We start from the raw sequence: 20,120 nt of genomic DNA on the forward strand, positions 1-20,120 counted from the left end.
GTTGACGTACGTCGGAAACAGGCAGCTGCAGAATGCGCCTCGTCCAGCGCTGCTCGTGAACCGGACCCTGCGAAAGACGGATACCGTGGTGCTGCCCCACCGGGGAGGTGCTGGGTGGGGTTCACGTGGCTGCATGTGTGAAAGGAGTCCTCGGTGAGTTCAACCGACGTCGCTCGCAGAATCGTCTCGGCCCTGGTGGCCCATGGCGTCACCGACGTCATCGTCTGCCCCGGATCGCGTGATGCCCCACTCTCCTATGCCCTTGCAGCCGCTGACGAGGCAGGCATGCTGCACCTCACGGTGCGTCTGGACGAGCGATCCGCTGGATTCGTGGCTCTGGGGTTGGGCAAGGTCGGTCGGCCCGCTGCCGTCGTCACCACGTCTGGCACGGCGGTGGCCAATCTGCATCCTGCGGTTGCCGAGGCCGATGCGGCGGGAGTGCCGATGATCGTCATCTCGGCGGATCGTCCGGCACAGATGTGGCACACCGGGGCCAACCAGACAACGGTGCAGACCGGCATTTTCGGCCCGGCACCCAGGTGGCAGCTCAGTGTACCGGCGGGCTTCCCGGCCGATGATCGGCTGGACGCGGTGGTGCTGCGCGCTGTGAGTGCGGCGCGAGGCACCCTCACCGATGATCCTGGCCCAGTGCATCTCAACGTCAGTTTTGACGACCCCCTGGTGCCAGATTCCCCGTGGCAGCCCTCCCACGATGCCGAGTCACCCCGAGCCGTCCTTGAACCACCACCGCTGCGCCCAGCTGTCCCATTGACCATGCCGGTGCACACCGTCGTTGTCGCCGGTGACGGAGCCGGCCCCCGGGCGCGAGAACTTGCCGAGGAGGGTGGGTGGCCGCTGCTCGCCGAACCCACCTCGCAGGCTCGGTGCGGTGACAATGCCCTCACCGACTACCAGACCCTCCTCACCGGGCCGTTGGCCTCAGAGGTGGAGGGGGTGCTCGTGCTGGGGCACCCGACTCTCTCCCGGCCGGTGTCTCGTCTCCTGACCGGTCCAGGAATCACCGTGCTCACCGATCGTGCGCGGTGGACGGATGTCGCCGGTGTCGCCCGCGCCGTTCATCTGCCCGTGCAGCTCGACATCCCTGAGCGTGACGAGACGTGGGTGGAGCGGTGGAAGCGAGCTGATCGAGAAGGTGTCTCCCCGAGCATCAAGCAGTCCGTCTGCGCAACCATCTGGCAGGTGTCTGCCCAGGAGTCCGCCCCTGCCTTGGTCATCGGTGCCTCCGACGTCATTCGAAGTTTCGACAGACATGCTGCCTCTGCTGCCATCCCTGCGCAGGCGTATGCCAACCGGGGCCTTGCCGGGATCGATGGAACCATGAGCACCGCCATGGGGATTGCGATGGGCACCGGCAGACCAGTGCGCGTCGTCCTGGGCGACCTGACCTTCGCACACGATGCCATGGCCCTGCTGCAGGCTGCAGGCCAGGAGCCACTGGACCTTCAGGTCATCGTCCTCGACGACCACGGAGGAGCGATCTTCGCCGGGTTGGAGCATGCCCGAGCGCCTCGGCCGATGCTGCAACGATTCTTCCTCACCCCACAGGATCTCAATGTCACTGCTTTTGCCCAGGCGGTGGGGGTTCCATGCACCACCGTCGACCTCACGTCGACCAGTTCCGACGGTCTGGCCCCAGATCCCTGCATGGTGATGGACGACGTTCTCGGTAGGTCTTTCCGGGGTACCAGCCTCGTTGAGGTGCGCCTGCCAACAGTGTGATGGGAGACCACGGGCATGGTTGACGTTTGTTCATGAAAAATGGTTCGACCATAAGCAGATGGTCAATTATTTGAAAACGTCTTGCTCTCAAGTTCGAGAACTCCTTGGATGTCAGTAACGGTAACCGAGCCCCACAACAGGGTGGGACGAGGCCAAGGAAGGAAATACATGTCAATGAAGACTGATGTGAAGAAGCGCACCCTCGCTGCCGTAGCCGCCGCCAGCTTGGCATTCGGAGGAATTGCCACCACCGGCACCATGGCCTCGGCATCCGACTCTCCTGCTCAGCCGTCGATCGCACAGCAGGCTGTCGAGAACCAGGTCACTGTCACGACGAAGTACATGACGTCGACTGACAAGTATGGCACCAAGATCTTCACCAAGAAGAACGCTGTTGCCAATGCCAAGGGTGTTGTTGTGATCGTTCATGGTGCTGCTGAGCATCAGGGGCGTTATGACTACATCACCAAGCGTCTCAATGATGCTGGGTACACCGTCTACCGTCTTGATCATCGTGGGCATGGTCGTAGTGCTGCTCCGTACGTCAAGAACGCCGTGCCGCGCGCTCACATCGACAACTGGCACAGTCTCATTGCCGATGTCCATCAGTTGGTGGGGATTGCCAAGAGTGAGAACCCGGGTAAGAAGAGCTTCCTCATCGGTCACTCGATGGGTGCCTTTGCCGTGCAGTCCTACGGCATCGAGTACGGTGACGTTGACGGCATCGTTTCCAATGGCGGTGGCATCTTCATGAACCCGTGGGGCAAGAGCACCCAGTTCCCGCAGACGATCGTCGCGGACAACCTGACCGAGGCTGAGCGCAACGCCAAGCCGGCCAAGACCGAGAACATTCCGCTGCCCGCTCTGACCAGCTACCAGAGCAAGCTCCTGCCGAAGGCCCTGAAGAACCGTCGAAACTTCACCGCCCCCTCCGTCACGGCAGCCTCGCAGGCCATCCACATCAAGAACCCGTTCAGTGGCGGTGTGTGCACCGACCAGGCCGTCGTTGACGACTACGTGGCCGATCCGCTGAACAACAAGGATCTCACTGCGGGCATGATCGAGCAGATGGGCGTGGCCCAAGTCTACAACTCGATCAACGCACACGACTTCAAGACCCCGACACTCATCATGCACGGCCAGTCCGATGGTCTCGTTCCGCCGTACTACGACGTCAACTGGCAGAACGCCATTAGCTCCAACGACAAGACCGCATACGTGTGGAGCGGTCTCATGCACGAGGTCTTCAATGAGCCCGTCAAGGATCAGCCCATCGACATGGTCGTCGACTGGATCGACAACCACGACAAGTGAGCCGATGAACAACGATCTCGATCAGGGGTGAACGAGATCTGAACGAGACCGGCATCGCAGAACACTTGATGACGCGGTGCTCCCGCAGGACGCTGGTGCACTGACAGCGGTGCCGGTCTCTCTCAGGCGTGCAACAGATTTCTGACGGTGAAAGTTGACGTGTCTCATCGACAAGAGATCACCACGAGTTGCGCGACCTGATATGTGCAATCCCAGACAGACGAGAATGCTCTAGAGCTCTGCAAGGTATTTATGTTCCACAGCACTGTGTGTGGAATGAAGCCAAGGAGGAAAATACATGTCAAAGAAGACTCATGTGGCACGCAACGCGTTGGCCGTTGTCGCTGCTGCTGGAATGGCGGTCACCGGCCTCACGGCCCCCGCCCAGGCTGCTCCGACTACTGACGCCCCGGTTGCCGTCGCCAAGGCCGCTGCACCGAAGGTCACCACGACCACGCGCTACATCACGTCGCAGGACAAATACGGCACGATGCTCTTCGAGGAGACCAACGCCGTCGAGAACGCCAAGGGCGTCGTTGTCGTCGTCCACGGTGCCACCGAGCATCACAGCCGTTACGACTACATCACCAAGAAACTCAATGAGGCGGGCTACACCGTCTACCGCATTGACAACCGTGGTCACGGCAAGAGCGCCAACCCCTACGTCAACAACACCATCCCGCGTGGTCACATTGACGACTGGCACAATTTCGTTGGCGACATCCACACACTCGTCCACATGGCCAAGAAGGAGAACCCGGGCCAGAACGTCTTCCTCGTCGGGCATTCCTTGGGTGCTATGGCTGTGCAGTCCTACGGCATCAAGTACCCTGGTGACGTCCAGGGCATCGTCTCCACCGGTGGTGGCATCTTCATCAACCCCACCACTGAGAAGAACTCACAGAAGGCAGAGCGAATCACCTCTCCGAACCTCACCGCGGCAGAGAAGAAGGCCAAGCCGAACCCGACCACGAAGCTGCCCCTGCAGCAGGTCACGAGTTACCAGTCCAAGCTTCTGCCTCTCGCTCTGAAAGACCCGGGCAACTTCACTGCTCCGTCGCCGATCACCAGTGTTGCTCCCAAGGTCTACAACCTTGCTCCGGGCAAGGGCGTGTGCACCGACCGTGCAGTTGCCGATGACTACAAGTACGATCCGCTCATCAACAAGTTCATGACTCCGGGCATGATTCAGCAGATGGCCGTTGGCCAGCTCTACAACGCCTTCAACGCACCCACCTTCAAGGAACCGACTCTGATCATGCACGGTGAGGCTGACGGCCTCATGCCTCCGTACCTCGACGACAACTGGCTCAATGCCATCAGTTCGAAGGACAAGACCTCCTACCTGTGGACCGGTCTCATGCACGAGATCTACAACGAGCCCATCAAGAACGAGCCCATCAAGATCACCGTTGACTGGATCAACAACCACAACAAGTGAGTCACTTCTTGGTGAAGCGTTCATGACGTCACGATTGTGACGCGAACAGGAGAGAAGGCCCCCGCATGAGCGGGGGCCTTCCGATCGTCATGGGAATGTTTATTCTCCAATTCGTGCCACTGAGCCACAATGTAATCAAGTGACAAGTTGGTGAAGGATAATTCAGCAGGCGAGATTCCAGACAGCGAGTGTCGTATGTAGTCGATGGAGCGCTTGGGGGAATGATCCAGTGTCTGTAGTGGCCTTTGTGGCAGATGCGTCTCACACGCGAGATAGTCCGGATCTTTTCTCTGGTGGTTCCCGCGATGTGGTTCAAGACGTTGCTGTTGTGTACACGGAGTTATTTCCAGGGGACTTGGGTCAGATGTGACAGCGGTCGTCCCTGCACTGTAGCCATGGAAGAAATGGGCAGATCACTCCGAGGCCACCAGATGTGCTGCAGGAATTTCAATATGTCTTGGTTTCAGAGTCTGGTTCCGGGTATCAATTTCCTAATCCTTGTTCGATATGATCGTAATTCGACAGTTTCAAGCTGCCATACATTTCAATATTAAAGAGGCGTTGAACTGGTTGAGCAAGAGGCTCTGAACTAAGCCGTCACCTTGGTACTAGAGACTTCATTCCTCATGCCTGCGGATTGATACAGGCAGTAGGTGTGCGATTAACTGTGGGGTCCTCGGCATTGAGGACCCCACAGCAGAGAAATGGTTATGGTTGAGGAGAATCAGCCGATGAAGGGCTGTGGCTTGCACTTGACCGGCTTGGTGTTGTCGGGGTCGAGTGCGTTGAATACCATCTGGGCCACGTTGGTGTCGTAGGGGAAGTTGACGTGGGTTGCGTGGTCCTGTGGGCAGGTGTCCTGGACGGTGATGTTCTTCACGCCGGGTTCCCGGATGAACGCGTTGGTGTAGGGGGCCACGACGTAGTCGTATTTGCCCTCGATGTTGATGTACTTCACGCCTGGGCGAGTGACCTTGCCGCTGTGGTACAGCTCCTTCATGAGCTGTGAGGAGGCCAGCTGCTGGGGGTAGGAAGCCATATGGACGGATTTGGCGGCATCCTCGATCGAGGTGTGGGTTTCATCGGGGAGGGCTTCGTTGATCCATTTGGCGATGATGGGGCCGCCGACGCCGTGGTTGGCGGGGGCGATGCCGATCAGCTTGTCGACCTTCTTGTCGCCGCCAAGTTTCTGGATGTAGTAGTTCGGCAGCGGCCCGCCTCCTTGGGAATAGCCGATGATGTCGACCTTCTTGGCGCCGGTTTCGCGCAGCACGCGATCGATGAAGATCGAGGTGGCCTTGGCGGAGGTGCGGATGTCACCGGTGTAGGCGAAACTCGACAGCCAGGGCAGGCCGTTGAAGTTCGCAACAAAGGGGCAGTAGCCGCGAGCACGCAATTGTGGAGTGTACATCGACCAGGACACATAACCATCGGATTTTGTGCCGGGAAGCAGAACGACGGGATTCTGCCCCTTCTTTGGTTTGCAGCTGAAGTTGTTGGCACCAGGCGGGTTCGTGCCAGGGTGTGATGTCGCATAGGAAGAGGCAGTGTAGAAAATACGCTGGATAGGACCGTCGCTACCGGAAGGTACGCCGCCCGGGCTGCCCTTGACCTCGACGGTCTTGAGGAACGCGGCCTCCTCGGGTGTGTAGCCGGAGTAGCCGGGGGTATCGGCTGCCGGTGCAGCGTGGGCCTGCGCGTCGGACGCCGGTGCAGCGTGGGCCTGCGCCCCGGCCGTGGGAACCAGGCCGATGGCCGCGGTGCTTGCGGCAATGGTGATGGTGCGAAGAGCTGTGGTGAGTTTCATGGGTCACTTTCTGTCTCGACGATGAGATCTGTGAGAAGGCTATATGTATCCGTGGGTGGTGATGGTGAATACGGAAGACCACATATTATGTGCAGTGTCTTCCCTTCTCCATTGCACGATCGTGCATATCTCTCGGCCTGTCTTCCCGAACACGTGGTTCAATGTCTCATTGATTGAGTGAGCTGGATCCTGTCAGCTGATTACTGCGAAGTGACGTGAGCGGACTCGAAAACCTGACTACACCTTCAAAATCGAGAGTGAGTGCAGAAGGTTTCTGATCGTCTTGGGCGAGCTGACAGTCGTGGGCCAGATCTCCTTGATTCTCAGTGCTGGGTCTCCAGGACGGAGGAGAAGGCCTGCATCTTCGCCCCGATCTCGATCCACTCATGGTGCGGGTCCGAGGTGGGCATGATGCCTGCCCCGGCAAAGAGACGAACTTGACGAGAATCCGTGCTGAACTGTCCGCAGCGTAGCGCCAGGGCCCACTGGCCTGCTCCGGTGGTGTCCATCCACCCCACGGGCCCGGCAAAACGTCCGCGATCCAACGTCTCCACCTCGGTAATGAGTTCACGAGCTTGGCTCCGGGGCGCACCACACACCGCGGCAGTGGGGTGCATGGCGTTAACGATCCGGGCGGCATTCGACCCGTCGACGTGCGCGGTGATGTCGGTTGCCAGGTGCACGACGTTGGTCAGTCGCAGCTGGAACGGTCCATGAACCGCAGGCGTGTCGACCCCCGCGTCAGCCAGCTTGTCCAGTACCGAAGTCACTGCGAGTTCGTGCTCATGCTGTTCCTTCGGGTCATCGAGCAGCTCGTCGGCCCATTCGGGTTTGCGCGTTCCGGCAAGCACCCGGGAACGGAACAGGCCGTCCCTGCAGTCGACGAGCAGCTCCGGGGTGGCGCCCACCAGACCGTCGGCGCTGTAGGTCCAGCATCCCGGGAAACGCCTTGCCAGGGCTGCGGTCACGTGTGCGCGATTCATGGGCACGTCACTGGTGAGGTCCTGCGCCCCAGCCAGGACGACCTTCTGCAGTCCCCGATCGGAGGTGAGTTCGTCGACCGCACGATGGACGGTCGTCGTCCACTCCTCCTCGGTGATCACTGGTGTGGACGTGACGATGTGTCCACCCGTATCTGCGGCGTCGCTACACAGTGACGAAACGTCGCTGCTCTGCTCATCGATCTCGAGGTTGCCGTCGACAGGCCGCGCCGCAATGTGACTGTCGTCTTGTGGCCAGCACGTCCTGGCGCGTGTCAACGGTTCCTCGGCTCCGAAGACCTCAGTCGGGGCGCCCACATGACGACGCATGATGAGTACCTGCGGAACGACGAGAAATCCGGCGTCTGACCGATCGAAGGGAAAGGAACCAATCGCAATGGGGCATGTGCCCTCGGGCTGCTCCCGGGCCCAGTCGACCATCTGCCGCCAAGCCTGCTCGATCCCATTCTCGCCGCGCGCGGTGAAGCGGTGCTGCTCGTACCAGGCCACCATGGCCGGGGCGTCGTCCTCGTCCGGGGCCAACCACACCCACGGATCGACACCATCGGGAACCCAAGCCAACACCTCCGCCAGCCATTGCGCACCCGGCAGTGCGGTGATTCCGTCGGAACAGGGCAGAACGGTCATGTGATACCTCATCGTGTGTCGGCAGGGGCGGAGTCGTTCTCGTTCGAGGTGGCCAACCAGGCCATTCCCGCGGCCGTCCGCTGCTGGGCGAGCAGGGTTGCAGCCTTGCGATCGACCTTGCCGGAGGCCAGCATGGGCAGGTCGTCTGCCTCAACGACGGCGCGGGGGGAGCGGACCCGGCCAATGCGGCGTCCCACCAGGTCACGTAATTCCTCCGGACCCTTCCAGCCACGGCCCGGTACGACGACGGCGCACACCAGCTGGCCCCAGGTGCGGTCGTCGACTCCGACGACGACTGCCTCACGCACCATGCCGGTGGCCATGATCTCCCGGGCCACCACGTCGGCCGGGATCTTCAGCGCTCCGGAGTTGATGACGTCGTCAGCACGGCCGTCGATGATGAGGCGACCGTCCTGCCAGTGCCCCAGGTCGTTGGTGATCAGCCGTTCGCCCACCGGCCCCTCGTCAAGGTACCCGCTCATGACCATCGGACCACGGATGCCGATCCGCCCGTCCGCGGCGAGATCGACCTGCACTCCCTCCAGCGGCATGCCGTCGTAGACGCACCCTCCGCACGTCTCACTCATGCCGTAGGTGGTGAGTACGGTGATACCCGCGGCATCCGCCTGGCTCAACAACTCCTGCGACGCCGCGGCGCCGCCCAGCAGCACGGCGGTGCACCGAGCCAGGGCTGCCGTCGCCTGCTCATCGGCGAGGAGCCTGGCGAGCTGGGTGGGCACCAGGGAGACCGCCACCCGGCCGTCGGGATGGGCGGCATGTGCCCGATCAATGGCCGCAACGATGGATTCGGCATCCACCCTGCCCTCGCAGGTGACGACCTCACGTTCGCTGAGCAGGGCTCGGGCCACGACCTGCAGACCAGCGATGTGATGCGGGGCCAGGGCAAGCACCCAGCTGCACGGTCCACCCAGCCGTGCCTCGGTCGCAGCAGCGGAGGCGCGCATCTGAGCCGCCGACAGACCCACGAGTCGTCCCGATCCGGTCGTTGACCCGGAGGTGCGCATGATGACTCCGGCATCCTCGGGCATCCACACCGTGCGGGCCTCGACGTCCTGCAACACGGTCACCGGATTCTCGTCGCCTCCGACCGGAGCGTAGATGGCATTCGTCGCGCCGGCGAAGAACTTCTCCAGGCGTCCGGCGAGCCAAGCGACGTCCTCGGCAGTGCGAGCCACCGGAATCGCTCGTACCCGAGCGGTGAGCTCAATTCCCATGGGATGCCTGTCCTTCCAGTCGATGCACGTGGGGGACCTCAGAAGTAGTAGGGGAACGACGACCAGTTCGCCGGGCGGTGTTCCAGGAAGGAGTCCCGGCCCTCCTGGGCCTCCTCGGTCATGTAGGCCAGCCGGGTGGCCTCACCGGCGAAGGCCTGCTGGCCTGCGATGCCGTCGTCGACCATGTTGAAGGCATACTTGAGCATCCGAATGGCCTGCGGTGATTTCCCGGCGATCGTGAGACCCCAGTCGATTGCTGTGGTCTCCAGGTCGACGTGCGGCACGGCACGGTTGATGACGCCCCAGCTCTCGGCCTGTTCGGCGTCGTAGGTCTGCGCCAGCATGAAGATTTCACGGGCGCGCTTGTCACCCACCTGGCGGGCCAGCAGAGCCGATCCGTACCCTGCGTCGAAGGAACCCACATTGGCGTCGACCTGCTTGAACTGCGCATGTTCCCGGCTCGCCACGGCAAGGTCGGCCACCACCATGAGGGAGTGCCCGCCCCCGGTGGTCCAGCCGGGGATGGCGGCAATGATCGGTTTGGGAGTGGCGCGCATGAGCCGCTGCACCTCGAGGATGTGCAGCCGGCCGAGCCTGCCCTTCTCGATGCGTTCCCGACGTGCCGAGGTGGCCAGGTCGTCGTCGGAGGAGCTCTGCGTCGTCTCGTACTGGTAGCCAGCCGCCCCCCGAATGCGCTGGTCGCCACCCGAGCAGAACGAGTACCCGCTGTCCTTGGGGGAGGGGCCATTGGCGGTGAGGATGACGGCTGCCACGTCGGGAGAACACCGTGCGATGTCCAGGCAACGGTAGAGCTCGTCAACCGTGTGCGGGCGGAAGGCATTGCGCAGGCTGGGCCGGTCGAAGGCGATCCGCGTGACGGGCAGGTCCTCACCTGCCGGTGCACCATCGACCTCCCCACGCGAGATGAGACGGTGAAAGGTCATGTCGGTCAGGTCGACGTCCATCTGACGCCACCGATCGGCGGCAAAGGTGTCGGAGACGAAGGGCAGGCTACTCACCCTCGTGAAGTTACCACGGCTGTCGCGCCGACCAAGGGATCAAGGTGTCGCGCCCCGTTCCCGTGGCCACCTCGTTCACCGTGGCCACCTCCCGGTCCTGTGGTCGCATCCCGATTCTGTGGTCACCGGGGCTGAAGTCATGGTGCTGAAGTCATGGGCCTTGAGCCCATGACGCGGGTGGGGGGGGTCATGCGCGGTGATTCGTCGTCACCCAAGGAGGCCGCCCACACATGCGTGGTGCGTGTCCATGAGGCGGTTGGCCCATGCCCTTGAGGCGTTGGTCCAGGGGTGTGAGGTGGTCCAAGGGCGCGGGGCGGTGGCTCGGGGGCGCGAGGCAGACCATGTCATCGGTGCGCAGATCTGTCGACCATGAGGTGTTGACTCGAGGGGCGCGAGAGAAATCCATGAGGATGGCTGCGCACCCCTGACCCGTCCCCCCTTCACAGGCGCCATCGGCATTTCATCGGTAGGGGTTGGGGTACGAGCTGGTCACCGCTGGTGGCTCCCGATGGCGGTGCAGCAGCGAGGCGGAGGCGACACCGCCGATGGCACCACCCATGTGGCCCTGCCACGACACCCCGGACGTGCCGGGAAGCACTCCCCACAACACCGATCCGTACACCAGGAAGACCATCACCGCGATGACGATGTCACTGAGTTTGTGCGTGAACAGGCCCTTGACGAGCAGGAACGCCAGCCATCCGAAGACCACCCCGGAGGCCCCCAGGGTGATCGATCCCGGCGGGCTGAATGCCCAGGCTGCCAGCCCGGAGCAGATGATGATGACGACGGCGGAAATTGCCCAGTCCCGCCTGGATCGCACCAGGACCAGCCAACCCAGGACGAACAGCGGCACGGAGTTGCTGGTGAGGTGTGCCCATCCGTAGTGCAGCCACGGTGCCAGGAAGATCTGCCACAGTCCGGCGCTGGTGTGGGCGTGGATGCCCAGATTGTCGAGGCTGTTGCCCAGGACGACGTCGATCCCCTCCAGGATCCACATGATGGCGACGATGCCCAGCATGGTTGCCCCACTGGACAAGGCATTGTGCATGCGCGAGGGCGGCGCAGGCTCACGCGGCGTCAAGGTGCTCATGTCAACAGTCTCCATGTCTTCAGTGTGCGTGATGGGTTCAACCGGGTGGGTGGTCTCACGATGTGTTCGGTCGGTGCTGTGTGTCGGAAACGGTGTGGTGGTGGACGGGCGTGTAGCTTCCCGAACCGTGGTGGGGGGTCAGACCGTGGGGTCAGTCCAGGCCAGAGGTCTCGATGCCCTGCACGAGGAAACGTTGCAGGAACAGGAAGACGATGGCCACCGGAAGGACGGCCACCAGGGCTCCGGCGAACAGTCGGGAGTAGTCCACCCCCTGACTCGTCATGAACGAGCTGAGGGTCAGCTGTACGGTGTGGGTGTTGTCACGGGCCACCAGCAGTGGCCACAGAAAGGCATTCCATGCGCCGAGGAACGTGATGGTGGACACCGCGGCAATGATGCCCAGACAATTGGGTACAACGATACGCCACATCGTCGTCCACGGATTTGCCCCATCCAACAGTGCGGCCTCCTCCAGTTCCTGGGGAAATTCCATGAGGCTGGCGCGAAAGAGGTAGGTGGCAAAGGCGGAGAATGACATGGGGATGATGAGCCCGCGATAGGAGTCGATCCATCCCAGCTGACTCGTCATGATGAAACTCGGCACGAAGGTGACGGCGGTGGGAACCATGAGGGTGAGCACCGTGAGTTTGGCAACGACATCGGTCACCTTGTTGTCGAATCGGGCCAGCGCGTAGCCGGCCATGAAGCTCACCAGGATCGTCAACACCGTCTGGCCCACCGACTGCACGGCAGAATGCACCATGGCCGAGGCGAAATCCAGGTCTGGATCGTTGAAAAGTTCGGTGAGGACACTGATGTGCAGATTGTCCGGGATCCACGTCCACTGGGCCGAGACAAAACCTTCCTCGCTGGTGAACGCATTGCGGAAGATGACGTAGAACGGCAGGAGGAACAGCAGCGCAAGAAGGAACAGGAGGACGATTTTCGCTAGGTGCAGCCCCTTGCCACGATGACCACGCACCATGCTCATGACATCCTCCTCCCCATTCCCGTGAGACGATTCTGGAGCACTCCGAACACGACGATGATGGCAGTGAGGATGACGGTTCCGGCACCACCGAGTCCCAGGTCCTGCTGGGCCCCGCCAACGCTGATCGAGTACAGGTGCACCAGTGGTGGACGGGCATACGGTGGGTAGGTGCCGGCACTGGCAAGCATGTTGTAGAACTCGTCGAAGGCCTGGAAGGCGCCAATGAGCAGCAGCATGAGGACGGCTGCCGAGGTGGCGCGCAACTGCGGCAGGGTGATGTGACGCAGGGTCTGCCACCGTCCGGCCCCGTCGAGGGCCGCAGCCTCATAGGTGCTCGGCGAAATACGATTGAGCCCAGCTATGAGCAGAATCATGTAGTAGCCCACCTGCAGCCACAGGCGCAGCGAGACCAGAGCGATCCAGTACCAGTAGCCCTGCCCGCCGAGCCAGTTGATCTGATCGGCGCCGAACCGGTGCAGGATGGAGTTGACGAACCCGAACCGGGCACCATTGAAGAAACTCAGCCGCCACACCATCGCCGCGACGACGTAGGAGCATGCTGCCGGAAGAAAGAATGCCGAGCGGAAGAAAGCCCGAAATCGGGTGACATTGTCCAGCGCAAGGGCCAGCGCCAAGGAACAGAGATACGTCAGCGGGACGATGAACAGGGCAAAGACGGTGAACACCAGCAGTGAGTCGCGGAACAGGGGGTCCGTCAGCAGGTACCGGTAGTTGCGCCACCCCACGAATGTCGTCGGGTGCAAGGTGGCCCGGGCGTCGAAGAACGACAGAACGGCACTCCAGCCGATCGGGACGTAGACGAAGACGATCAGACCAGTGAGAAATGGTGCGATGAACAACCCGAACCACAGGTTGCGTCCCTGACGACCGCGCAGCCGGGCCCCCAAGGTTCTCTCGCGTTGTGGGTGCGTCTTCTGGCTTGCTGCGAGAGGATGGCTCACTTCTTGACGCGCTCCAGCTCGGTGCGCACGGTCCGGCGCACCTGTTCGAAGGCCTTCCTGGGCTCGGCACCCTTCTTGACGACGTTGGTCAGGGCGGCGTTGAAGGCCTCGGCAATGGCGCTGGTCCAGAACAGGTCGGAGGCGTGACCGCATTCGTCGACCATGGTGGCAGCCTGCTTGCCGACACCCTCGGAGATCTGGGTGGCCTGGGAGACCAGGTCGGTGCGGGCGGGCACGTGCGTTCCATAGGAATCGTCGAAGTCAACCTGCTTGTCGGTCTGATCGATCCACAGCCACCGGTTGAACGCCTTGGCCGCCTCGACGTCGTTGTTGGCACCCACTGTTGCCACGCAGGAACCGAAAGCACCGAACGGCACCGACGGGCGTCCGGTGGAACCGAATGCCGGGAAGGCGACGGCGCCGACGTCCTCGCCCCATTTCTTCTTCACGTCGTTGAGCGACCACAGGCCGCCCCATTGCATGGCGGTCTCCTCGTTGATGAATGGCGAGGCGTCGAACCAGTCCTTGGAGGCGCTGTGCAGCAGGGCGCCGGAGGTGAAGAACTCCCGGAATGCGGTGACGGCGTCGAAGAACTCCTTCTCCAGGAAGCCCAGGTCGGTGCGTTCGGAGTTGAGCTGTTCCATGCCGGATGACCAGATGATCTGGTTGGCGAGCACCCCGAGGCCACCGTCATTGCCGGCGAAGAACCCTCCCATGGAGTCGGTCTTGACGGCCTTGGCGGCCTCGGCGAGTTCGGCAAAGGTCTTGGGAGCCGACACCTTGGCCTTCTCCAGTAGCGACGGACGGTAGTACAGCATCTGCATGTCCACCGCCATCGGGATGGCGTAGATCTTGCCGTCCAAGGTCATGCGATCCAGGACGCGGGGGGAGAACTTGTCCTTGTCATCGCCGATGAGCTCGGTGAGATCGGTGACCTGGCCCTGCTGGATCATGTCAAGGGTGGCGCCGTTCTCGGACTCGAAGACGTCTGGCACTCCCGATCCCGACAGCAGCGTCGTCGAGAGCAGCTTCATGTAGGCATCGCCCGGGTTCCACTTCACGGAGACCTCGGACTTCTTGTAGTCGGCGGCGTATCGCTGCACGGCGTCCCGGACGCCCTTTTCACCGTACTCGTGGTACCACTGGGTGAGTTTTGCCGTGCTCGTTCGGCTGGAGGCATTGGCCGACCCATTGTCGACGCCACCGGAGTTGGATCCACATGCGGACAGGACGGCGGTTGCGGCTATTCCGCCCAGCAGATGACGTCGAGAAATGCTCATGGTGCACAGGGTAACCCGAATGGCGCCGCGACATGTTCCACGACCCGTGTGGATTTTGTGTTGGTCAACTCGCGTGGTGACACGTGATGTGGGATCGTCGCTGCGTACACGCAGAAATACCACGGGTGCATCCCCGTCGATTGGGAGACGTCATGTCTGAAGAGCCGTTGCAGTTGCCGGGAGGACATCCTGGCTGCGACAAGGCGTGTGCCCGCCCTGATGACGGGCCTCGTGCGCCGGACGTCCCGGCGACCCGCGAGAGGGCAACGACGTCGGTGCGGACGGATTCGGTGCAGGCGGTGGGGGAAGCCCCGGTGACGGGAACCCGCCGTGATTCTGCTGATCTCCGCTCCGGCAACGCTGGCGGATCCTCGGGAACCGCCAGAGGAGAAGACGTCGAGCTCGCAGTCAGCGAGCCGTGGGGGGTCTATCTGCACGTGCCGTTCTGCTCGAGTCGGTGCGGCTACTGCGACTTCAACACCTATGTACTCTCGTCGATGGGGAGTACTGCGGTGGATGACTACCTCGCCGCGGCACACCGCGAGCTGGACCTGGCAGCAGCACATCTGTCCCACGGCATGCAGCGAATTGGGTCTGACCTGCCGCGGGGAGGAATACACACGTACGAGGCTGACGAACATGGGCATGGTGCAGGCATGCCCCCGGTGAGCACGGTGTTCTTCGGCGGGGGCACCCCCACCATGCTTCGCCCCTCGCAACTGGGTGAGCTCGTTGGGCATGTGCGCGATCTGTGGGGTCTGAGCCCGGATGCCGAGGTGACGACCGAGGCCAATCCGGAAACCTTGGACGCCCAAGTGCTCAACGGGCTGCTCGAGGGGGGCGTCAATCGACTGTCCATGGGTATGCAGTCCGCCGACGAGCGCGTCCTGGCCCTGCTGGATCGCCACCACACCCCGCAACGGGCGGTGCACATGGCGCGTCTGGCCCGTGAGGTGGGATTCGACGACATCTCGCTCGACCTCATCTTCGGCACTCCCGGGGAATCCGTCGACTCGTGGCGAGCCAGCCTCGAATCGGCCCTGGAGGCGGATGTGGACCACCTGTCCGCCTACTCGCTCATCGTCGAGGAGGGAACCCGATTCGCGGCTCGGGTACGCCGTGGCGAACTGCCCATGACCGACGAGGACGATCTGGCCGACAAGTACCTCATCACCGAGCAGGTGCTCACCGAGGCAGGATTCGTCAACTATGAGATCTCCAACTGGGCTCGCCCCCGCGCCGGGCGCGATCACCGCAGCAGACACAACATGGGCTACTGGCTCGGACATGACTGGTGGGGCGCGGGGCCGGGTGCACACTCCCACGTCAATGGTGTGCGGTGGTGGAACGTCAAGCACCCCAGGCGCTACCACGAGGAACTCATGGCAGGACGGCTCCCCATCGAGGGAAGCGAACGTCTCACCGACGAGCAACGCCACGAGGAGACCGTCCTGTTGCAGCTCAGACTCGCCGACGGGCTGGAACTGTCCCGGCTCACCCCAGCCGAACGCAGATTCGCCGGACAGGTCGTCGAACGAGGCCAGGGCGAGATCGTCGGGGGACGATTGCAGCTCACCCTGGATGGACGTCTCGTCGCCGATCGCATCATCACCGACCTGCTCCTTGCCGGTGACTGAACCCTGTCACCTCTTGATGTGCCCTGTCACCTCTTGATGTGCCCCGTCGCCTCTCGATGAGTCCCGTCACCTCTCGATAGGCTTGAGCGGTGATTGATCGATACGGCAAGGACGTGTTGGCGCCCGGCTGGCAGAAAGCGGGCAGACCCACCAGCATCGACGTGCCCATGGAGCTGGGAATGGTTGTCGAGGACCCCTCATCGGGCTATGTGGGGGCCATCGTCGGTTGGGAGAACGGACTCGTGGTCGTCGAGGACCGCCGTGGTCATCACCGATCCTTCCCGGTGGGGCCGGGATTCTGGATCGACGGCAAACCCGTCACCCTGCGCGTCCCGTCACGTCAGGGTGCGGCTCGCCCGACCCACACTGCTTCCGGGTCGCGGGTGGGTGAGGAGCCTGAGCCATCCCGAACCGCCCTTCCCTCACGCATCTACGTCGAAGGGCGTCATGACGCCGAGCTGGTCGAGAAGATCTGGGGAGACGACCTACGCCACGTCGGAGTCGTCGTGGAGTACATGGGCGGCATGGACGATCTCGTCGACATCGTCGCGGACTTCCGCCCCGGACCGGGGCACCGGTTGGGGGTGCTCGTCGACCATCTCGTCGCTGGCACCAAGGAGTCCCGGGTGGCCGAGGAGGTGCGACGCGGTGGCTACGGTGACTACGTCATGATCACGGGCCATCGTTTCATCGACATCTGGCAGGCGATCACACCGGAGCGGATCGGCCGCAAGACTTGGCCCGAGGTGCCCATGGACGAAGACTTCAAGCTGGGCACCCTCAAACGGCTGGGGCTGCCACACCAGAGCCAGAAGGACGTCGGCAAGGCCTGGCAGGCGATTCTTGGGCGAGTGCGCGACTGGCACGATCTCGATCCCAGGTTCAACATGGAGATGGAGAAGCTCATCGACTTCGTCACGGCCGATCATCTGGAGGAATTGCAGTGAGTGTCACGACTGCCGAGGTTGCCGAGATCATTCGTGGGGTCAGCACACGAGTGATCGATCCGGGGTTTCGGCGGCTTTCCCCCGACCAGATTCACGAGAAGGCACCCGGCGACCTCGTCACGGACCTCGATCGTCAGGCGGAAGGCGAACTGTCGCGCCTGTTGACCTCTGCCGGTGGCGGGATCGTTGTCGGTGAGGAATCGGTGCATGATGATGCCTCGGTGCTGCAGGAGCTTACCACCGCCGAGCTGGCCTGGGTCATCGACCCCATCGATGGGACGAAGAACTACGTCAACGGATCGACGCATCATGCCGTCATGGTCGCCGAGGTGCAGCACGGGGTGACGACCCGGTCATGGATCTGGCAGCCGCAGCTGGGGCACATGTGGATCGCCGAGCGTGGCAACGGGCTCGTCTGCGACGGTGAACCGGTGACGTCGGATCGGCGGCGCCCTGACCCCGAGACGATCGGCCCCAACGCTCAGCTGCTCGACCACCCGGATCCCGCTCAACGGGTGACTGCTGATCGGCAAGTGGTCCGTGCCGTGACGGCGTACCCCCACAACCGGCGTACGAGCCCGTCACTCACGTGGTCGGAAGCACATTCCTGCTGTGGCGTGGATTACCCCCTGATCTGCCTGGGGGAGCAGGAAGTGGCCTGCTGGTTCCACATCCACCCCTGGGACCATCTGCCCGGTGCCCTCATGGTCACCGAATGTGGGGGAGTGGTGCGCGTCGCCGGCGGAGCGGACTACAGCGCGCGGCACACCGAACAGCGTGGCGTCATCATTGCGGCACGCGACGAGCGGTCCTGGCGGATCGCTGCCCAATCCCTGGAGGACGACTGACGGCGTCGTGGCCGCCCCACCGAGCAAGCCTTGAGGTGGGATCCAGCTCTGGGGACTCCGAGAGCGGTGTTTCGCCGGTGGGGCTGCACTGACGTCACTGTCTGGTGAGTGGCAGCAGCCCCTTGCGAGTGATTCCCCGGGCAGTCAGTTGCTCTGCGATGGGTGTGATCCAACCCGTCACCGCGGCACGATCCAGGCCTGCGGGAGTGTCGTCGAGTGCGCATTCGGGTGCCCGGCCGTGTTCCATGGCCTCCCGCACCGCACTGACGAGGCCCCAGATGGCGTTGCGCTGCGCCATGACGCCTTGGTCGTCGGTCGGGTCGCCATGACCGGGAATGTAGCGGTCCTTGGCGTCGGTGACGTTCATCACCATGTCGATGGCTCCCGCCCAGTCCCAGAAGTCGGTCGTCGAGTCGGCCTGTGGTGGCCTTGAGGTCTCGATGAGATCACCCATGAAGGTCACATGATCGCCTGGCACCCGAACGGTGAGATCACCGTCGGTGTGTGCCGCTCCCGGATGCAGGATCTCGGCGGTGACGCCTCCCAGATCCAGATACGCCATGAGCGAGATGGGATGACTGATGGCGGCGTCGGAGCAGCGGTCGACGGCGCGGCGATGCATCCATGACTCCATGTCGACCTTCGACTCCTGCGCACACCGCGTCACACCGCAGAGGCCACCGACGTGGTCGTCGTGGTGATGGGTGATGACCAGTCGGTCCACCGGCCTGCCCAGGGCCATGGCTGCCGAGAGGGCCAGGTCGTGCCCCTGCTGGGGTGTCGACCCGGAGTCGACCATGAGCAGGTGTTCCGATCCCATGACCAGGCCGATGGTCACCGACTCGGGGTCGACCCTCGTCGTCCACACATGGGAGCTCACAGCACACCACTGGATGTCAGATGCCATGATGTGGATTGTCTCATGCCCATCTGGCCACGTCGATCACGGTGATGGCCTGAGTGGGATACGGACGCCTGCTCTGGGTGAGTGACCGGGCGGTACGGCTGCTCGGGGGCAGCAGGGTGGAATCCTGTTTGCGGGCCACTAGACTGGCACTCGCACACGTTGAGTGCCAGAATCTGTGGTGCACGTGTGCGAGACGTGTACTCGTCGCGAAGTCGGCGCATGTGGGCGAGACCACCAGATGAGGAGGAACAAGTGCTTGACGATCGCAAGCTCGAGGTCCTCAAGGCCATCATCACCGACTACGTCTCCAGCAAGGAGCCGGTTGGTTCGAAGGCACTTGTCGAGCGGCATGGTCTGAAGGTCTCACCGGCAACCGTGCGCAATGACATGGCTGTTCTGGAGGATGAGGGGTACATCACCCATCCCCACACCAGTGCCGGGCGGATCCCCACCGACAAGGGATATCGCATGTTCGTCGATCGCATTGCAACGGTCAAGCCCCTCTCCGCACCTGAGAAGAGGGCCATCGCCACCTTCATGAATGGTGCGGTCGATCTGGACGACATCGTCACCCGAACCGTGCGATTGCTGGCCCAGGTCACTCGTCAGGTGGCCATCATGCAGTATCCGGTGACCAGCTCGGCCACCGTGCGTCACCTGGAACTGGTGAGTCTGTCGGCCGATCGAGTCCTCGTCGTCGTGATCCTCTCCTCCGGCACCGTCGAGCAGCGCACCATCGAGTTGCCAGCCCACGACGAGCAGGATCTCCTCATGCTGCGGGATCGGATCGGGACTGCGGTTGTGGGTCATCCCGTGGCCGAGGCTGCCGACCTGCTGTCGCAGATGGTGGAGCGCGCTCACCCCGACGCCACCAGCCACACGGCTGCCGTGACAGCCGCCGTCCTGGAGGTGCTGGCCACCGATACGTCCTCTCGCGTCGTGGTGGCCGGGGTGCCGAACCTCACCGCCTTCGGGGCGCAGTTTCCCACCACGGTGCGGCCCATCCTGGAGGCGCTCGAGGAACAGGTGGTGTTGCTGCGTCTGCTGGGCGAGGTGAGCGGCGACCTGGGTGAGGTGACGGTACGCATCGGTTCGGAGAACGCGGATCAGTCGTTCCAGTCGACGAGTCTCATCGCCAGCCCCTACGGTGAGGCCGACATGCTTGCGAGCCTGGGTGTCGTGGGGCCCACCCGAATGGACTACCCGTCAACCATGGCCACAGTGCGTTCCGTGGCCCGTTACGTCGGACGTTTCCTGGCAGAAGGATGAAT

Annotated in this window: 16 protein-coding genes; 7 read left to right on the top strand and 9 right to left on the bottom strand. The window is 62.8% G+C overall.

Translation table 11 applies throughout. From position 1 onward, the window contains the following. Nucleotides 1–153: 153 nt before the first annotated feature. The 3 genes from menD (at nt 154) to ACP8JZ_RS03055 (ending at nt 4,495) form a co-directional block, all read left to right on the top strand. Nucleotides 154–1,740 carry a 2-succinyl-5-enolpyruvyl-6-hydroxy-3-cyclohexene-1-carboxylic-acid synthase gene (gene menD, locus ACP8JZ_RS03045; RefSeq protein WP_306517112.1) on the top strand — a complete coding sequence of 529 codons (1,587 nt, stop codon included), beginning with the start codon at nt 154–156 and terminating at the stop codon, nt 1,738–1,740. 168 nt (nt 1,741–1,908) lie between these two features. After that, nucleotides 1,909–3,054 carry an alpha/beta hydrolase gene (locus ACP8JZ_RS03050; RefSeq protein WP_306517111.1) on the top strand — a complete coding sequence of 382 codons (1,146 nt, stop codon included), beginning with the start codon at nt 1,909–1,911 and terminating at the stop codon, nt 3,052–3,054. Between the two features lie 298 nt (nt 3,055–3,352). Further along, on the top strand, nt 3,353–4,495 hold the full coding sequence (locus tag ACP8JZ_RS03055; RefSeq protein ID WP_306517110.1) for an alpha/beta fold hydrolase: 1,143 nt from the start codon (nt 3,353–3,355) through the stop codon (nt 4,493–4,495). Between the two features lie 724 nt (nt 4,496–5,219). Here ACP8JZ_RS03055 and ACP8JZ_RS03060 read toward each other — a convergent pair. The 8 genes from ACP8JZ_RS03060 to ACP8JZ_RS03095 form a co-directional block, all read right to left on the bottom strand. Then, complete coding sequence (locus ACP8JZ_RS03060; RefSeq protein ID WP_306517109.1) at nt 5,220–6,302, bottom strand: esterase/lipase family protein; 1,083 nt, start codon at nt 6,300–6,302, stop codon at nt 5,220–5,222. A gap of 323 nt (nt 6,303–6,625) precedes the next feature. Then, nucleotides 6,626–7,930: an isochorismate synthase gene (locus ACP8JZ_RS03065; protein WP_484484264.1), complete on the bottom strand. Its 1,305-nt coding sequence runs from the start codon at nt 7,928–7,930 to the stop codon at nt 6,626–6,628. A gap of 8 nt (nt 7,931–7,938) precedes the next feature. Then, the gene (locus tag ACP8JZ_RS03070; protein WP_306517107.1) at nt 7,939–9,165 is read right to left on the bottom strand and encodes an AMP-binding enzyme; all 1,227 of its coding nucleotides are present in this window, start codon (nt 9,163–9,165) and stop codon (nt 7,939–7,941) included. A 38-nt stretch (nt 9,166–9,203) separates the two neighbouring features. Further along, a complete protein-coding gene (locus tag ACP8JZ_RS03075; protein WP_306517106.1) occupies nt 9,204–10,184 on the bottom strand; it encodes a 1,4-dihydroxy-2-naphthoyl-CoA synthase in 981 nt (326 codons plus the stop codon). A 460-nt stretch (nt 10,185–10,644) separates the two neighbouring features. Beyond that, nucleotides 10,645–11,205, bottom strand: coding sequence for a rhomboid family intramembrane serine protease (locus tag ACP8JZ_RS03080; RefSeq protein WP_051139431.1), 561 nt, complete (start codon nt 11,203–11,205; stop codon nt 10,645–10,647). A gap of 223 nt (nt 11,206–11,428) precedes the next feature. Continuing rightward, the gene (locus tag ACP8JZ_RS03085; protein WP_306517118.1) at nt 11,429–12,262 is read right to left on the bottom strand and encodes a carbohydrate ABC transporter permease; all 834 of its coding nucleotides are present in this window, start codon (nt 12,260–12,262) and stop codon (nt 11,429–11,431) included. A gap of 2 nt (nt 12,263–12,264) precedes the next feature. Further along, nucleotides 12,265–13,230 (bottom strand): carbohydrate ABC transporter permease, encoded by a 966-nt coding sequence (locus ACP8JZ_RS03090; protein WP_371415864.1) that lies wholly within the window; start codon nt 13,228–13,230, stop codon nt 12,265–12,267. Beyond that, complete coding sequence (locus ACP8JZ_RS03095; RefSeq protein WP_306517105.1) at nt 13,227–14,510, bottom strand: ABC transporter substrate-binding protein; 1,284 nt, start codon at nt 14,508–14,510, stop codon at nt 13,227–13,229. The genes ACP8JZ_RS03090 and ACP8JZ_RS03095 overlap by 4 nt, the downstream gene beginning before the upstream one ends. A 152-nt stretch (nt 14,511–14,662) precedes the next feature. Here ACP8JZ_RS03095 and hemW point away from each other — a divergent pair, with 152 nt between their 5' ends. The 3 genes from hemW to ACP8JZ_RS03110 all read left to right on the top strand — a co-directional run bounded on the left by hemW (nt 14,663) and on the right by ACP8JZ_RS03110 (nt 17,942). Continuing rightward, nucleotides 14,663–16,147: a radical SAM family heme chaperone HemW gene (gene hemW / locus ACP8JZ_RS03100; RefSeq protein WP_484482664.1), complete on the top strand. Its 1,485-nt coding sequence runs from the start codon at nt 14,663–14,665 to the stop codon at nt 16,145–16,147. An 89-nt stretch (nt 16,148–16,236) separates the two neighbouring features. Beyond that, nucleotides 16,237–17,094 carry a DUF3097 domain-containing protein gene (locus tag ACP8JZ_RS03105; protein ID WP_306517103.1) on the top strand — a complete coding sequence of 286 codons (858 nt, stop codon included), beginning with the start codon at nt 16,237–16,239 and terminating at the stop codon, nt 17,092–17,094. Continuing rightward, the gene (locus ACP8JZ_RS03110) at nt 17,091–17,942 is read left to right on the top strand and encodes an inositol monophosphatase family protein (protein WP_484482665.1); all 852 of its coding nucleotides are present in this window, start codon (nt 17,091–17,093) and stop codon (nt 17,940–17,942) included. Before ACP8JZ_RS03105 ends, ACP8JZ_RS03110 begins: the two co-directional genes overlap by 4 nt. 94 nt (nt 17,943–18,036) lie before the next feature. Here ACP8JZ_RS03110 and ACP8JZ_RS03115 read toward each other — a convergent pair whose 3' ends face one another. Continuing rightward, nucleotides 18,037–18,849, bottom strand: coding sequence for an MBL fold metallo-hydrolase (locus ACP8JZ_RS03115; protein WP_484482666.1), 813 nt, complete (start codon nt 18,847–18,849; stop codon nt 18,037–18,039). Between the two features lie 252 nt (nt 18,850–19,101). Between ACP8JZ_RS03115 and hrcA the strand changes: the two genes are divergently transcribed. Then, nucleotides 19,102–20,118 carry a heat-inducible transcriptional repressor HrcA gene (gene hrcA / locus ACP8JZ_RS03120; RefSeq protein WP_306517100.1) on the top strand — a complete coding sequence of 339 codons (1,017 nt, stop codon included), beginning with the start codon at nt 19,102–19,104 and terminating at the stop codon, nt 20,116–20,118. Nucleotides 20,119–20,120 lie beyond the last annotated feature (2 nt).

The organism is Cutibacterium sp. LaCa_286 (assembly GCF_057198075.1).

What these genes read in the sequence shown, in the direction of transcription:
- ACP8JZ_RS03060 (WP_306517109.1), bottom strand. Translation starts at nt 6,302, where the DNA reads ATGAAACTCACCACAGCTCTTCGCACCATCACCATTGCCGCAAGCACC.
- ACP8JZ_RS03050 (WP_306517111.1), top strand. Translation starts at nt 1,909, where the DNA reads ATGTCAATGAAGACTGATGTGAAGAAGCGCACCCTCGCTGCCGTAGCC.
- ACP8JZ_RS03055 (WP_306517110.1), top strand. Translation starts at nt 3,353, where the DNA reads ATGTCAAAGAAGACTCATGTGGCACGCAACGCGTTGGCCGTTGTCGCT.
- hemW (WP_484482664.1), top strand. Translation starts at nt 14,663, where the DNA reads ATGTCTGAAGAGCCGTTGCAGTTGCCGGGAGGACATCCTGGCTGCGAC.
- ACP8JZ_RS03065 (WP_484484264.1), bottom strand. Translation starts at nt 7,930, where the DNA reads ATGACCGTTCTGCCCTGTTCCGACGGAATCACCGCACTGCCGGGTGCG.
- ACP8JZ_RS03085 (WP_306517118.1), bottom strand. Translation starts at nt 12,262, where the DNA reads ATGGTGCGTGGTCATCGTGGCAAGGGGCTGCACCTAGCGAAAATCGTC.
- ACP8JZ_RS03080 (WP_051139431.1), bottom strand. Translation starts at nt 11,205, where the DNA reads ATGCTGGGCATCGTCGCCATCATGTGGATCCTGGAGGGGATCGACGTC.
- ACP8JZ_RS03095 (WP_306517105.1), bottom strand. Translation starts at nt 14,510, where the DNA reads ATGAGCATTTCTCGACGTCATCTGCTGGGCGGAATAGCCGCAACCGCC.
- ACP8JZ_RS03115 (WP_484482666.1), bottom strand. Translation starts at nt 18,849, where the DNA reads ATGGCATCTGACATCCAGTGGTGTGCTGTGAGCTCCCATGTGTGGACG.
- ACP8JZ_RS03070 (WP_306517107.1), bottom strand. Translation starts at nt 9,165, where the DNA reads ATGGGAATTGAGCTCACCGCTCGGGTACGAGCGATTCCGGTGGCTCGC.